Here is a 13,689-nt window from a genome sequence, read left to right as displayed (position 1 = left end):
CCGCGACTATGCGGCGCATCCAAGTGAGGTTGTTCATTCTCCATTCAGCCACTCCATCAGCTCCGCATTGATCTCGCGCGGATAGGTGTGGCTGAGGTCGTCGATCTCTCGATAGGTGACTTGGGCACCGGCGGCGGACAGCGCCGCCTGCGTCTGCCGTGCGGTCTGCACCGGAAACATCCAGTCGAGCTTGCCGTGAGTGATGAAGACCGGCAAGCCTTGCAGGCGCGTTGCGTCGGCCATCTCCGCCATCAGCGGATGGAAGGTCGCCGCAACCGGGGCGAGATGCGTGAAGGGCGAGGCGCCGTCGAGGCCGGTGACGTAGCAGAAGGTGCCGCCGTCGCTCATGCCGGTCAGCAGCATGCGCGAGGGGTCGATGCGCCAGCGGCCGCGTACAGTATCGATGATGCGCATGAGGTTCGGTGTGTCGGTGTCGTCGCCCATCAGCGCCCAGGTCGGGCCGGTCGCGGTCGGCGCCACCAGGATCGACCCGAGAGTGCGGGCGTCGCGGAGCCAGCTCCACAGAAAGCCGCGTCCGTTGCCGCTGCCGCCATGCAGCGCCATCACCAGCGGCATGGCACGCTCGGGCGCATAATATTCGGGGACATAGACCGAGAAGCCGCCGCGGCTGCCAGGCTCGTTGTGGTCGTGGAAGATGCCGGTATCTTCGCCCGCGCTGGCTTGGAGCCGCGACAACAAATCCGCATTGTCGCGATTGGCGGCGTTGAGGAAGAAGCTGCTCACCGGCGGAAACTGCGCTGCCAGCGGATAGAGCGCCTCCTGCGCGCGCGGGACAAGGCGCAGCGCGCGGAACACCGCGACGAGATCGCCATGGCCACGCTCGACCTCACGAATGCCGGCAAAGGCAGCGAGCGTCTCGCCGCAGGCGCGATCGAGCCGCTCGCGCAAGCCTCCGAACTGCTCCGGCCAATCCCCGATTGCTGCGTGCGCCGTCTGCAGCGCCTCGTCCGGCGTGCCGATCGCATCCATCACCGAGGCGAAGGCCGGTGGATGCAGATGCCGCTGGAAGAAGCCGAGCGCTTCCAGCGCATTGAGCAGCGGCGGCAGCACGGCCACGATGTCGTCCACCACGGCCTCGGTCATCGCCCGCTTCCTCAAAGCCTTTTGGATCAGTGCAGCTTCGGCGCCTTCAGGAGCTTGAAGCGATCGGTCGACGTCACGGTGACGTCGAAGGTGACGCCTTCGTGATGAACGGTGAGCGGCACGTCGACGCCGGCGGCGCCGAGCGCCCACATCTTCTTGTAGAAGGCGGTCTGGCTCGTCACCCTGTCACCGTTCACGGCGAGAATGACGTCGCCGGTCTTGAGCTCGGCGCGGGCGGCCGGGCCATTGGCGGAGATCCCGATCACCACCACGCGGTTGTCGATCTCGGTCGAATAGAGTCCGAGCCAGGGTCGTGCCGGCTTGTTGACACGGCCGAACTTGCGCAAGTCCTCCAGGACCGGTTTCAGGAGGTCGATCGGCACGATCATGTTGACGTGCTCGGCCTCGCCGTCACGTTCGCGATCGAGCTGGAGCGAGCCGATGCCGATCAGCTCGCCGCGTTCGTTGAGCAATGCCGTGCCGCCCCAGTTCGGATGCGCGGGAGCGGTGAAGATGGCCTCGTCCAGCAGATATTCCCAGTAACCGGCGAATTCCTGCTTGGCCACGATCTGGCTCGCGACCGAACGCGTGCGTCCGCCGGCGCCGCCGACCACGACGCGGTCGCCGATTCGTGTCGCCGCCGACGAACCGAGCGGCAGCGGCGCAATGTCGAGCTGGCCGAGCGCCTGCACCAGCCCGAACCCGGTCTCGGAATCGAAGCCGAGCGCATGGCCCTCCACCACTCGTCCGTCGGCGCGGTGCAGCCAGACCGACTCTGCCTCGGTGATGAGATAACCTATCGTGAGCACCAGGCCCTCATCGATCACGACGCCGTTGCCGGCGCGTTCGGTGCCCAGCGTCTCGGCACTGAAGGCGTCCGGAGGGATGATGGCGTGCAGGCCGACGACGGAGCCGAGTGCGCGGTCGAGATCGAAACCATAGTCGCTCGCCCGCGGCTGGTTCGCCGGCGGCACTCTCCATTCGGTCAGAGCGCTCATGGAGTTCTCCTGGCTGAGAGCATCGCTCCGGCAAGGCTGGCGGAGCGACGCGCGAAGCACGCCTAATTTAGGCCGGAGCAGGCCGTCTTGAAAGCCTCGTTCCCAACTATTCGGGAGAACGCCGCGTGAAATCTTGGAAAGGCCTGGAAACACATCGTCATCTGATCCGGCGCATGGCTGCTGTCCGGCGCGGTGCTAGGCGCCGTGCAGTGAAGCTGCTAACCATTGCCGCCTCGTTTGACCAAGGGATCACGGACGACAAGCATGGACAACCGCAGCGACATCTGGCGTGGCATCGACACGATCAAGGCACGCTTCATCGACCTCAGCGACAGGGTCTGGGGCATGCCTGAGGTCTGCTACACCGAGGCGCGGTCCGCCGCCGAGCATCTCGCCGAGCTCCGTCATCAGGGCTTCCGCATCACTGAGAACGTCGCCGGCATCCCGACTGCGCTGATCGGCGAGTGGGGCGAGGGCGGTCCGGTCATTGCCTTCATGGGCGAGTACGATGCGCTGCCGGGCCTCAGCCAGGAGGCGGGTGTCGCCGAGCATCGCCCGATCGAGACCGGCGGCCATGGCCATGGCTGCGGTCACAACCTGCTCGGTTCCGCAGCGCTGCTCGCCGCGACCGCGGTGAAGGACTGGCTGGCCGAGAACAAGGTGCCCGGCCGCGTGCGCTATTACGGCTGTCCGGCGGAGGAAGGCGGCGCGGCCAAGGCCTTCATGGTGCGCTCCGGCGCGTTCGAGGACGCCGACATCGCCATCACCTGGCACCCGCACAGCTTCTGGGAGGTGGCGGTAACGCCCTCGCTTGCGAATACGCGCGCGGATTTCATCTTCACCGGCCGCACTTCGCATGCGGCGGCCTCGCCGCATCTCGGCCGTTCGGCGCTCGATGCGGTGGAATTGATGAATGTCGGCGTGAACTACATGCGCGAGCACATGCCGAGCGACGCGCGCGTGCACTATGCCCTGCTCGACACCGGCGGCATCGCGCCGAACGTGGTGCAGGCCCATGCCCGCGTGCGCTATTCGATCCGCGCGCGCGATCTTCCCGGCATGAACGAGTTGGTCGAGCGTGTGTCCAAGATCGCGCAAGGCGCGGCGTTGATGACCGAGACCAAGGTCGAGATGAAGATCATCTCCGCGGTCTCCAACATCCTGCCCAACACGCCGCTGGAGCAGGCGCTGCATCAGGTCATGGAAGAGCTCGGACCGCCGCATTTCGACGATGCGGACAAGAGCTTTGCCGGCCAGATCCGTGCGACCTTGAGCGACAAGGATATCGCCTCGGTCTATTACGCGATCGGCATGGAGCCGACCGATCGGCCGCTGGCCGACTTCCTGGTGCCGCTCGATGCCAAGCGCAATCCGCTGGTCGGCTCCACCGATGTCGGCGACGTGAGCTGGGTGGTGCCGACCGTGCAGGTGCACGCACCGACGGTTGCAATCGGCACGCCCTTCCACACCTGGCAGGTGGTGGCGCAGGGCAAGAGCCCGCACGCGCACAAGGCCATGGTGCAGGCCGCCAAGGCGATGGCAGGTCTCGGCATCAAGGCGTTGACGGAACCGGAGCTGATCAAGGTTGCCAAGGCGGATCTCCAGAAGCGGACGGCCCGCACTCCTTACGTCTGTCCGTTGCCGGATCACGTCGCGCCGCCGCTCGACATGTCCGTGGCGTAGGAATTCGCCTCGATACTTCGTCTGATCCAGCGAACAAATTTTCCGCAGTGCAGCGCGCAATCCAGCAGATTTTGATGCTGGATTGCCGAACGGATGGGCTGCGGAGCGCAATTTTGCCCAACGGACAGCCAATAGACCGTTTGCATACACACGGTCCCAGTTGACGTGCACCCCATTCGGTGTGCCATCTACCGCCAGCTAAACTAGGCGGTCGCGAGCGGCCGCCTGCATCCATGTCGGAACCAGACGGGGGACAACCATGCTGGACAAAGAGCTGCGTTCGATGATCGGTCAGGTGAAGGACGGGCGGATGGACCGCCGCGCCTTCGTCAAGCGCCTCGCCGCGGTCGGTCTCACCGCTCCCCTCGCCAACCAGCTCCTCGCGCTTGGCGGCGTTGCCATGGCGCAGAGCCCCGCGGTCTACAAGCCGACCAAGCGCGGGGGCGGCGGCCCTCTCAAGGTGCTGTGGTGGCAGGGGCCGACGCTGCTCAATCCTCATTTCGCCACCGGCACCAAGGACCAGGACGGATCGCGGCTTTTCTACGAACCGCTCGCCAGCTGGGACGCCGACGGCAATCTCAACCCGATCCTCGCGGCAGAGATTCCCTCGCTTGCAAACGGCGGTCTCGCCGCCGATGCCAAATCGGTGGTCTGGAAAGTCAAGCCGGGAGTCAAATGGCACGATGGCAAGCCGCTGACTGCCGACGACTTCGTGTTCACCTGGCAATACGCCAGCGATCCCGCCACGGCTGCCGTCAGCATCAGCACCTATGGTGACATCACGGTCGAGAAGGTCAGCGATCTTTCGATTCGCATCCTGTTCAAGACCCCGACGCCGTTCTGGGCCAACGCGTTCGTCGGCGCTTATGGATGCGTTCTCCCCAAGCATCTGTTTGCCGACTACAAAGGCTCGAAGTCCCGCGAGGCGCCGAACAATCTTGCCCCGGTGGGCACCGGTCCCTACAAGTTCGTCGAGTTCAAGCCGGGCGATGTGGTCCGCGGCGAGCTCAATCCCGACTATCACATGCCCAACCGTCCGCATTTCGACACGATCGAGATGAAGGGCGGCGGCGATGCCGTCTCGGCGGCGCGCGCGGTGATCCAGACCGGCGAATTCGATTTCGCTTGGAACATGCAGGTCGAAGACGACGTGCTGCTGCGTCTGGAGAAGGGCGGGAAGGGCAAGACCGTCTATGCCACCGGCGGCGACATCGAGTTCATCGCGATCAACTTCACCGATCCGAACACTGAGATCGACGGCGAACGGTCCTCGATGAAGACCAAGCACCCGATCTTCTCCGATCCGAACGTGCGCAAGGCGCTCGCCCTGCTCGTCGACCGCGACTCCGTCAAGAAGGCGATCTATGGTCGGGCCGGCCGCACCACGGCCAACTACCTCAACGGCCCCGAGAAGTTCGTCTCCAAGAACACCTCGTGGGAGTTCAACATCGAGAAGGCGTCGAAGATGCTCGATGACGCCGGCTGGAAGGTCGGCGCCGACGGCATCCGCGAGAAGGACGGCAAGAAATTCAAGCTTCTGTACCAGACCTCGACCAACGGTCCGCGCCAGAAGACCCAGGCCATCGTCAAGCAGGCCTGTCAGAAGGCCGGCATCGACGTGGAGCTGAAATCGGTCGTCGCCTCGGTCTTCTTCTCGTCTGACGTCGCCAACCCGGACACCTATCCGAAGTTCTATGCCGACATCGAGGAGTTCCAGATCCCGATGACGCAGCCCGATCCGGCCCTGCACATGCGGCGCTACATCTCCGCCAATGTGGCCACCAAGGAGAACAAATGGCAGGGGCAGAACTTCCCGCGCTACGTCAACAAGGAGTATGATGACGCCATTGCTGCGGCTGAGACCGAGACCGATCCAGTCAAGCGCGCCGCGCTCTACATCAAGTGCAACGACCTGTTGTGGCAGGACACCGTGTTCATTCCGGTGATGCATCGCCTGCTGGTGGATGCCTGCTCCAACACGTTGCGGCCGGCGCTCTCGGGCTGGGCCAATCGGACCGATAACCTTCAGGACTGGTACCGGGAGGCATGAGCGCAGGCTAGACGGGATTCTTCCCTATGAGTCAGTATGTCCTGCGTCGCCTCCTGATCGCCGTTCCGAGCCTGCTGGCGATTTCGCTGGTGCTGTTCGTCGTGCTTGCGCTCGCGCCCGGCGATCCGTTCTCCGAACTGGCCACCAATCCGAACGTGCCGCCCGAAGTGCAGGCGGCACTCCGGGCCAAGTTCGGTCTCGACGACCCGATCTACCTCCGCTACCTGCACTGGCTCAACGCCATGCTGCACGGCGACTGGGGCTTCTCCTTCGTCAGCCGGATGAACGTCGACACGCTGATCCTCCAGCGCCTGCCCGCCACGCTCTACGTGATCGGCTCGGCGCAGATCCTGGCGCTGCTGATCGCGATTCCGGTCGGCGTCTATGCCGCGACCAGGCCGTATTCGCTGTTCGACCAGATCGCGAATACGCTCGCCTTCGTCGGCTTCTCGCTGCCGACCTTCTTCACCGGCATCCTGTTCATCCTGATCTTCTCGGTCACGCTGGACTGGCTGCCTTTCGTCTACACCACCGACATCAAGGCCACCGGCATCCGCTGGGTGCTGGAGATGATCCGTCAGGCGATCATGCCGGTGGCGGTACTCGGCCTGTTCCAAGCGGCGTCGATGACGCGCTTCGTGCGCTCGGCGATGCTCGACGTCATCCGGCTCGACTACGTCACCACGGCGCGGGCCAAGGGCCTCGGCCAGACCACGGTGATCATCAAGCACGTGATGCGCAACGCCATGATTCCCGTGGTCACGCTGATCGCGTTGCAGATGCCCGCGGTGTTCGGCGGCGCCATCGTCACCGAGCAGATCTTCCGCATTCCCGGCATCGGCTCGCTGCTGATCTCCTCCATCCTTTCCAACGACACGCCGGTGGTGATGGCCGTCACCTTCGTCTTCGCGTGCCTCGTGGTGCTGTTCAATCTCATCGCGGACGTGCTTTATGGCTGGCTTGACCCTCGCATCTCCCTCCGCTGAGCGGCGCGCCTATTCGCCCTGGCGCGAAGCATGGCGGCGTTACAGCCGCCACCGGCTCGCGGTGGTCAGCGCTGTCCTGCTCCTCATCCTGGTGCTCGCCGTCGTGCTTGGGCCGTTCGTGTGGCGTGTGAAGATCAACGAGATCGACATCGTCGCGGGCCTGCAGGGTCCGTCGCTCGCCCATCCCTTCGGCACCGACGATCTCGGCCAGGACATTCTGGCGCGCATGATCTATGGCGGCCGCATCTCGCTCGCGGTCGGGCTCGCCGCGATGCTGGTCGCTGTCATCATCGGCACAGTGATCGGCGCGCTCGCCGGTATGTCGCGCGGCGCGCTCGGACACGGATTGATGTGGCTCACCGACCTGTTCCTGTCGCTGCCGCAGCTGCCGCTGCTGCTGCTGCTGATCTATCTGTTCCGCGACGGGCTGAAGCAGGTGTTCGGGCCCGAAGGCGGCATCTTCATCTTGATCGTGCTCGTGATCGGAGGTCTGCGCTGGATGCCGGTGGCCCGGCTGGTGCGTGCCCAGTTCTTGTCGCTCCGCGAAAAGGAGTTCGTCGAAGCCGCCCGTGCGCTCGGTGCCAGTCCGGTGCGGCAGGTGGTACGGCACATCCTGCCCAATGCGGTCGGCCCGGTGATCATCGCCGGTACCATCGACGTCGCCGCCGCGATCATCGCGGAATCGACGCTGTCCTTCCTCGGCCTCGGTTTCCCGCCGGATACCCCGACCTGGGGCCGGCTGCTGTTTGACGCCAAGGATTTTCTCGACATCGGCCCGCACTGGGCGCTGTTTCCGGGCGGCGCGATCTTCGTCGCGGTGGTGGCCATCAACTTCATCGGCGACGGTCTGCGCGACGCGCTCGATGCGCGACGGGTGATCTGATGGCGCCGCTGCTCGAGATCAAGGGCCTGAAAACCCACTTCTCCACGGACGACGGCATCCTCCAGGCCGTCGACGGTGTCGACATCTCCATCAACAGGGGCGAGACGCTCTGCGTCGTCGGCGAATCCGGCTGCGGCAAGACCGTGACCGCGATGTCGATTCTGAAGCTGATCGCAATGCCGCCGGGCCGGATCGCGGCGGGCCAGATCATCTTCGAGGGGCGCGATCTGGTGCCGCTGACCAGCAACCAGCTCGACGAGATCAGGGCGAAGGAGATCGGCTTCATCTTCCAGGAGCCGATGACCTCGCTCAATCCGGTGCTCACCATCGGCGAGCAGATCGCCGAGAGCCTGCGACGGCACGAAGCGGTGACCAGGAAGCAGGCGCTCGAGCGCACCATCGAGATGCTGAAACTGGTGCAGATCCCGAACGCCGAAGGCCGCGTGCACAATTATCCGCATCAGTTTTCCGGCGGCATGCGCCAGCGCGTGATGATCGCGATGGCGCTCGCCTGCAAGCCGAAGCTGATCATCGCCGACGAGCCCACCACCGCGCTCGACGTCACCATCCAGGCGCAGATCCTCGACCTGTTGCAGGACATGAAGGACCGCTTCGGCATGGCGGTGATGCTGATCACCCATGCCATGGGCGTCGTCGCCGAGACCGCGCAGCGCGTCGTCGTGATGTATGCCGGCAAGGTGGTGGAGGAGGCGCCCGTCGACGATCTCTTCGGCGATCCCCGTCACCCCTATACGCAAGGCTTGATCCGCTCGATCCCGCGCATCGATCTCGACAGCGAGCACAAGACGCGGCTCGAGGCGATCGGCGGCTCTGTGCCGATCCTGATCAACCCGCCGGCCGGCTGCCGCTTCGCGCCGCGCTGCAAGTTCGCCATGAATGTCTGCACCGAGAAGGAGCCGCTGCTGCGCGAGATCGCGCCCGGTCACCGCATGGCCTGTCATCTCGGAGATACCAGCGTGGGAGCCGCGTCATGAGCGAGCCCTTGCTCCGCGTCAGCGGCCTGAAGAAACATTTCCCGGTGCTCGGCGGCCTCTTGTCGCGCCAGGTCGGCACCGTCTATGCGGTCGACGGCGTGTCGTTCTCGGTCAACCGCGGCGAGACGCTCGGCCTCGTCGGCGAATCCGGTTGCGGCAAGTCGACGACCGGGCGCTGCGTGCTGCGCCTGATCGAGCCGACCGACGGCGAGGTCACCTTCGACGGCCAGAACGTACGCAAGCTCGGCGGCAACGATCTGCGCGCGATGCGGCGGAACATGCAGCTGGTGTTCCAGGATCCGTTCGCCTCGCTCAATCCGCGCATGACGGTCGGGGCCATTCTCGGCGAGGCCTTTACCATCCACAATCTCGCCTCCTCCTCGAAAGAGCGCGAGGAGCGCGTTGCGGGGCTTCTGGTCAAGGTCGGGCTCAAGGCCGAGCACATGCGGCGCTATCCGCATGAATTCTCCGGCGGCCAGCGCCAGCGCATCGTGATCGCGCGCGCGCTCGCGGTCGAGCCGAAGCTGATCGTCTGCGACGAGCCGGTCTCCGCGCTCGACGTGTCGATCCAGGCCCAGGTCATCAACCTGCTGGAGGACCTTCAGGCCGAGCTGAACCTGACCTATCTGTTCGTCGCGCACGATCTCTCGGTGGTCGAGCACATCTCCGACCGTGTCGCGGTGATGTATCTCGGCCGCATCGTCGAGCTCGCGAAAGCCAGCGACCTCTACCGCAACCCGCAGCATCCCTACACCAGGGCGCTACTGTCGGCGGTGCCGGTGCCAGATCCAAAACTCAAGCGCGAGCGCATCCGCCTCAAGGGCGACGTGCCGAGCCCGATGAAGCCGCCCTCCGGCTGTCACTTCCACACCCGCTGCCCGATCGCCCAGCCACGCTGCGCGGAAAGCGCGCCGCCGCTGAAGGAGGGCGCGGGCGGCCATTTCGTGGCGTGCCATCTGGCGTAGTGCTATGTATCCGTAGACGGCCGATCAGCTCACGCGCTTTTCGCGGGCCATGCTATCACCTGGCCCGACATCACCAGCCGGTCTCGGCCGCTCTCCTTGGCGACGTAGAGCGCACGGTCGGCGGCGGCGACCAGCGTACTACAGTCCATCGCGGTCTGGGACGGAAGAGCCGCGGCGCCGCCGATGCTCGCAGTCACCAGCCGCGAAGGCGGATTTTGCGCGTGCAGCATGGCGAGATCGAGCAGCGCCTGGCGAATCGCTTCGCCGACCTCGGCGCAGCCTTCAGGACCGGTGTTCGGCAGCAGCACGGCGAATTCCTCGCCGCCATAGCGCGCCGCGAGGTCGGCCGGACGCCTGGCCTGGGCGGATAAAATCCGGGCCAGCGCGCGCAGGCAGGCGTCGCCCGCCAGATGCCCATAGAGATCGTTGAATTTCTTGAAATGATCGACATCGATCAGTAGCAGCGAGAGCTGGGTTCCGTCGCGCCGAGCCCGCGCCCATTCGTCGGCAAGGTGGTCGTCGAAGGCGCGACGGTTGGCGAGGCCGGTGAGACCGTCAGTGATTGCCAGCGAGGCGAGCCTGTCCTGAAGATCCTTCTGCTCGGTCATGTCGCGCACGACCGCGACGACGCCGTCGATCACGCCGCTGTCGGACGCCACGGTGACGTGTAGCGCCGCCTCGGCCCAGATCTCGCCTTTGTCGCGATGACGCTGCCGATAGACGAACCGCGCTTCCTCCGCCTCGCCATTCTTCAGCGCGGCGATGGCCTGCTCAACTCGTTCCATGTCGTCGGCGTGAATGCCGGCCAGGGCCGAGGTGCCCATCAGTTCTTCGGCCGACCAGCCGGTGATGCGCGCGCAGGAGGGAGAGACGTAGAGCAACCGGTTATTCAGCCCGATGCGGGTCACCATGTCGCTGGATTGCTCGGCCAGCAGGCGGAAATTGGCTTCCTTGGCGACCAGGGCCTGTGCCGTGCGCTGCCGCTGCAGCAACTGACGGACCAGATAGTAGCCGATCACCGCGATCAAGAGGACGAGTCCGAGGACGAAGCTCATGCGTGCTGCTGCCGCGCGTCGCCAGGGGGCGAGCACGTCAGCCTGCGACTTGCTCGCCAGCACCATCAGGGGATAGCGGCTGCTGCGCTGGTAGTAGCTCAGCCGCTCCGCGCCATCGAGCGGCGATTTGAAGTAATAGACCGCTGCGGCGGGGCGGCTTTTCCAGCTTCTGAACAAGGGCGCATCGGACAGGTCGCGTCCGACGAAGGCGCCGCTCTCGTCACGGCTGCGCGCCAGCATGATGCCGCTGTCGTTGAGCAGAGATGCCGAGCCGTTCGGCCCGATGTCGAACCGCTCGTAGAATTTGACGAAATAGCTGACGTCGATCGTGAGCAGGGCGACGCCGGCGAAGCCGCCGTCGGAATCGTTGATCCGGCGGGATGCGGTGACGATCCACTGACCGCCGGAGCGGCTCTTGACGGGTCGCCCGATCAGCGTGCCCGTGTCCGTAGAATCGCGATGGCGTTGGAAATATTCACGGTCGCTGTTGTTGAGCTTGGAGAAATCGAGGTGCTCCGTCGTGGCGAGCCAGCGGCCGGTCGCATCATAGATGAAGATGCCGCGGATGCGTTCCGATGATTTGCGGGTGGGCAGATAGGCCTGGAGCTTCATGATCGTGTCCGGGCCCATCCCGTCGATCTCGAGCCGGTGGACCAGCCCGACGAGAATCGTATCGGCAAGCTCGAACGTGTCGTCCGCGTGCTGGATCAGCGACTGAGCGAGGTTGGTGACGTCGATTTCGGCGTTCCTCAGATCGGCGTTGCGCGCCTCCCATTCGCGCCACGCACTCAGGCCGAGGATAGCCACGCAAGTCAGCACGACGAATCCGGCCGCCCAGAGCGGAAGGCGCGTCTTGCCGAGTTCGCGGCTTGTGACCATCAGGCTTGCTCCAAATCGGAGCAAACCTCTCACTTTCGCCTTAACGGCTTGTTGCAATATCCGCGATGATTGTGCGGGGTCTGTACTCGACCGGGAACATGGCCGACATCGAGTTCCACTCTCGTCGGCCCGCTTTCATGGTGGTGTCGCCGCGCGATGGGCGGCCTGACGTCTCATCCTTCCAACGTGAAGCCGACGCGCAGCGTCACCTGAAAATGACGCACGGCGCCGTTCTCGACATGGCCGCGCGTTTGCACGACCTCGAACCATCTTATTTCGCGAACGGTCTTGGAGGCGCGGCTGATGGCGTTCTTGATCGCATCCTCGATCGAGGTCTCGGATGATCCGACGAGGTCCAGGATCTTGTAGACGTGATCGTGCTCGGCTGTGGGCATGGCCTTCCCTCATTTGGTATATTGCCATCCGAAACATGCGTATGGCGGAACGTGCGCAGGCGAGCATGCCTGGCCCACGGTCTGAACGGTCGTGGGAGCTTCGGGTTCCTTGCTCCGCGATGGCCCGCATGCACCAGGCGAGGTGGAGCGGCCGGCGCTGGCCTGCTAAGCGCTGGGTATGGACACGGCGCGACGCGACAGGACGATCGGCTCTCTCTGCCTGTGCGTAACGGCGTTCGGCTGGGCGTTGAACTGGCCGCTGATGAAGCTGCTGCTGCAGCAATGGCCGCCTTTGTTCGCGCGCGGCCTTGCGGGTGTTTGCGCCTCGCTCATTCTCGGCACCCTGGTGCTGATCCGGAAGGAATCCTTCGCCGTTCCGCGCGAGGCGGTGCCGCGCCTCTTGTTTGCGACCTTCACCAACGTCTTAGCCTGGATGGGTCTCGGCACGGTCGCGATGAAATATGTGAGCGTGAGCGAGGGCGCACTGCTCGCCTATACGATGCCGATCTGGGCGATGCTGTTCGCCTGGCCGGTGCTGCACACGCGGCCGGCGCGACGGGATGTTCTCGGGCTTGTCCTCGGCATTGCCGGCGTCACGCTGCTCCTGAGCGGCAACGGTCTTGCGTTCAGCACCGACAAGCTGGTCGGCATTGCGCTCGCACTGCTCTGCGCCATCCTGTTCGCGCTCGGCAATGTGCTCAACCGCAAGCCGCTGCCGATGCCGCCGCTGGTCGTCGTCGCCTGGCAGGTCGGGCTGGGCTGCGCCACGATGCTGGTCCTCGGCGTGCTGTTCGAGCGCCCTGACGTCACCGCCATCACTCCGCTGGGGCTCGGCTGCTTCGTCTACATGACGCTGGTGCCGATGGGCCTCTGCTACGTCACCTGGTTCGAGACGCTGCGCCGTCTGCCCCCAACCACGGCGTCGACCGGCATGCTGATCGTGCCCGTGATCGGCGTCGTCTCAGCGGCGATCATTCTCGGCGAGCCGCTCGGCTATCGCGAATGGACGGCGATGGCGCTCACGCTCGGCGGCGTGACGCTGGCGTTGCAGCGGGGGTAGCAGAGCGCGCTGGCTCGCACCTACGGATCCAGCTCCGTATCCCAGTACAGATAGTCCAGCCAGCTGTCGTGCAGATAGTTCGGCGGAAACAGCCGGCCGTTGCGGTGGAGCTGGTGCACGGTGGGCGCGAACGCGGTCTGGCGCGGAAACATTTTGGACTGCGCCGGTGTGAGATTGCCCTTGCGCAAATTACACGGCGAGCACGCCGCGACCACGTTCTCCCAGGTGGTCTGGCCGCCTTTGCTGCGCGGGATGATGTGATCGAAGGTGAGGTCTTCGGGCGAGCCGCAATATTGGCAGGCGAAACGATCGCGCAGGAAGACGTTGAAGCGGGTGAAGGCGGGGTGGGTGGTCGGCTTGACGAAGGATTTGAGCGAGACGACGCTGGGCAGCTGCATTTCGAGCGTGGGACTTCGAACCGCCTGATCGTAATGTGCGACGATGTTGACGCGGTCGAGGAACACCGCCTTGATCGCGTCTTGCCACGACCACAACGACAGTGGGTAGTAACTCAGCGGCCGGAAGTCCGCATTCAGCACCAACACCGGCCAACTGCCTTGCGAGACATGTGCGTTCAAGTAACGCTCCCGGCCTCCAATATACGCTGCGAAGCAGCATGTAGTGACATACTACATG

Annotated in this window: 12 protein-coding genes; 7 read left to right on the top strand and 5 right to left on the bottom strand. The window is 64.8% G+C overall.

Features of this window, described 5'->3' with window-relative positions:
• Positions 1 to 33: 33 nt before the first annotated feature.
• Positions 34 to 1,104 (bottom strand): phospholipase, encoded by a 1,071-nt coding sequence (locus tag I6F21_RS12420; RefSeq protein WP_225140762.1) that lies wholly within the window; start codon positions 1,102 to 1,104, stop codon positions 34 to 36.
• Positions 1,105 to 1,130: 26 nt separating this feature from the next.
• Positions 1,131 to 2,102 (bottom strand): S1C family serine protease, encoded by a 972-nt coding sequence (locus I6F21_RS12415; protein WP_225140763.1) that lies wholly within the window; start codon positions 2,100 to 2,102, stop codon positions 1,131 to 1,133.
• Positions 2,103 to 2,366: 264 nt separating this feature from the next.
• Between I6F21_RS12415 and I6F21_RS12410 the strand changes: the two genes are divergently transcribed.
• From I6F21_RS12410 to I6F21_RS12385, 6 genes are all read left to right on the top strand, one after another.
• Positions 2,367 to 3,785 (top strand): M20 family metallopeptidase, encoded by a 1,419-nt coding sequence (locus I6F21_RS12410; protein ID WP_035996763.1) that lies wholly within the window; start codon positions 2,367 to 2,369, stop codon positions 3,783 to 3,785.
• Positions 3,786 to 4,044: 259 nt separating this feature from the next.
• Entirely contained in the window at positions 4,045 to 5,835 is a 1,791-nt protein-coding gene (locus tag I6F21_RS12405; RefSeq protein ID WP_225183166.1) for a peptide ABC transporter substrate-binding protein, read from the top strand.
• Between the two features lie 26 nt (positions 5,836 to 5,861).
• The gene (locus I6F21_RS12400) at positions 5,862 to 6,821 is read left to right on the top strand and encodes an ABC transporter permease (RefSeq protein ID WP_025033623.1); all 960 of its coding nucleotides are present in this window, start codon (positions 5,862 to 5,864) and stop codon (positions 6,819 to 6,821) included.
• Positions 6,787 to 7,704, top strand: coding sequence for an ABC transporter permease (locus tag I6F21_RS12395; protein WP_035996800.1), 918 nt, complete (start codon positions 6,787 to 6,789; stop codon positions 7,702 to 7,704). The genes I6F21_RS12400 and I6F21_RS12395 overlap by 35 nt, the downstream gene beginning before the upstream one ends.
• The gene (locus tag I6F21_RS12390) at positions 7,704 to 8,699 is read left to right on the top strand and encodes an ABC transporter ATP-binding protein (protein ID WP_225183165.1); all 996 of its coding nucleotides are present in this window, start codon (positions 7,704 to 7,706) and stop codon (positions 8,697 to 8,699) included. The genes I6F21_RS12395 and I6F21_RS12390 overlap by 1 nt, the downstream gene beginning before the upstream one ends.
• Entirely contained in the window at positions 8,696 to 9,664 is a 969-nt protein-coding gene (locus tag I6F21_RS12385) for a dipeptide ABC transporter ATP-binding protein (protein ID WP_036020704.1), read from the top strand. The genes I6F21_RS12390 and I6F21_RS12385 overlap by 4 nt, the downstream gene beginning before the upstream one ends.
• A gap of 29 nt (positions 9,665 to 9,693) precedes the next feature.
• Here the strand turns inward: I6F21_RS12385 and I6F21_RS12380 are convergent, their stop codons facing one another.
• Both I6F21_RS12380 and I6F21_RS12375 read right to left on the bottom strand, forming a co-directional pair.
• Entirely contained in the window at positions 9,694 to 11,598 is a 1,905-nt protein-coding gene (locus I6F21_RS12380) for a diguanylate cyclase (protein WP_225183164.1), read from the bottom strand.
• A 173-nt stretch (positions 11,599 to 11,771) separates the two neighbouring features.
• A complete protein-coding gene (locus tag I6F21_RS12375) occupies positions 11,772 to 11,993 on the bottom strand; it encodes a dodecin (protein ID WP_036020706.1) in 222 nt (73 codons plus the stop codon).
• Between the two features lie 178 nt (positions 11,994 to 12,171).
• Here I6F21_RS12375 and I6F21_RS12370 point away from each other — a divergent pair, with 178 nt between their 5' ends.
• Complete coding sequence (locus I6F21_RS12370) at positions 12,172 to 13,053, top strand: DMT family transporter (protein ID WP_157286813.1); 882 nt, start codon at positions 12,172 to 12,174, stop codon at positions 13,051 to 13,053.
• 20 nt (positions 13,054 to 13,073) lie between these two features.
• Here I6F21_RS12370 and I6F21_RS12365 read toward each other — a convergent pair whose 3' ends face one another.
• Positions 13,074 to 13,631, bottom strand: coding sequence for an HNH endonuclease (locus I6F21_RS12365; protein ID WP_057028390.1), 558 nt, complete (start codon positions 13,629 to 13,631; stop codon positions 13,074 to 13,076).
• Positions 13,632 to 13,689 lie beyond the last annotated feature (58 nt).

It is taken from the genome of Bradyrhizobium sp. NBAIM03 (assembly GCF_020194055.1).
In the GTDB taxonomy this organism is placed as follows: Bacteria; Pseudomonadota; Alphaproteobacteria; order Rhizobiales; family Xanthobacteraceae; genus Bradyrhizobium; species Bradyrhizobium yuanmingense.
Note: the sequence above shows the minus strand (reverse complement) of the source record. Positions and strands in the feature narration are given on the sequence as shown.

What these genes read in the sequence shown, in the direction of transcription:
- I6F21_RS12420 (WP_225140762.1), bottom strand. Translation starts at nt 1,104, where the DNA reads ATGACCGAGGCCGTGGTGGACGACATCGTGGCCGTGCTGCCGCCGCTG.
- I6F21_RS12415 (WP_225140763.1), bottom strand. Translation starts at nt 2,102, where the DNA reads ATGAGCGCTCTGACCGAATGGAGAGTGCCGCCGGCGAACCAGCCGCGG.
- I6F21_RS12410 (WP_035996763.1), top strand. Translation starts at nt 2,367, where the DNA reads ATGGACAACCGCAGCGACATCTGGCGTGGCATCGACACGATCAAGGCA.
- I6F21_RS12405 (WP_225183166.1), top strand. Translation starts at nt 4,045, where the DNA reads ATGCTGGACAAAGAGCTGCGTTCGATGATCGGTCAGGTGAAGGACGGG.
- I6F21_RS12400 (WP_025033623.1), top strand. Translation starts at nt 5,862, where the DNA reads ATGAGTCAGTATGTCCTGCGTCGCCTCCTGATCGCCGTTCCGAGCCTG.
- I6F21_RS12395 (WP_035996800.1), top strand. Translation starts at nt 6,787, where the DNA reads ATGGCTGGCTTGACCCTCGCATCTCCCTCCGCTGAGCGGCGCGCCTAT.
- I6F21_RS12390 (WP_225183165.1), top strand. Translation starts at nt 7,704, where the DNA reads ATGGCGCCGCTGCTCGAGATCAAGGGCCTGAAAACCCACTTCTCCACG.
- I6F21_RS12385 (WP_036020704.1), top strand. Translation starts at nt 8,696, where the DNA reads ATGAGCGAGCCCTTGCTCCGCGTCAGCGGCCTGAAGAAACATTTCCCG.
- I6F21_RS12380 (WP_225183164.1), bottom strand. Translation starts at nt 11,598, where the DNA reads ATGGTCACAAGCCGCGAACTCGGCAAGACGCGCCTTCCGCTCTGGGCG.
- I6F21_RS12375 (WP_036020706.1), bottom strand. Translation starts at nt 11,993, where the DNA reads ATGCCCACAGCCGAGCACGATCACGTCTACAAGATCCTGGACCTCGTC.
- I6F21_RS12370 (WP_157286813.1), top strand. Translation starts at nt 12,172, where the DNA reads ATGGACACGGCGCGACGCGACAGGACGATCGGCTCTCTCTGCCTGTGC.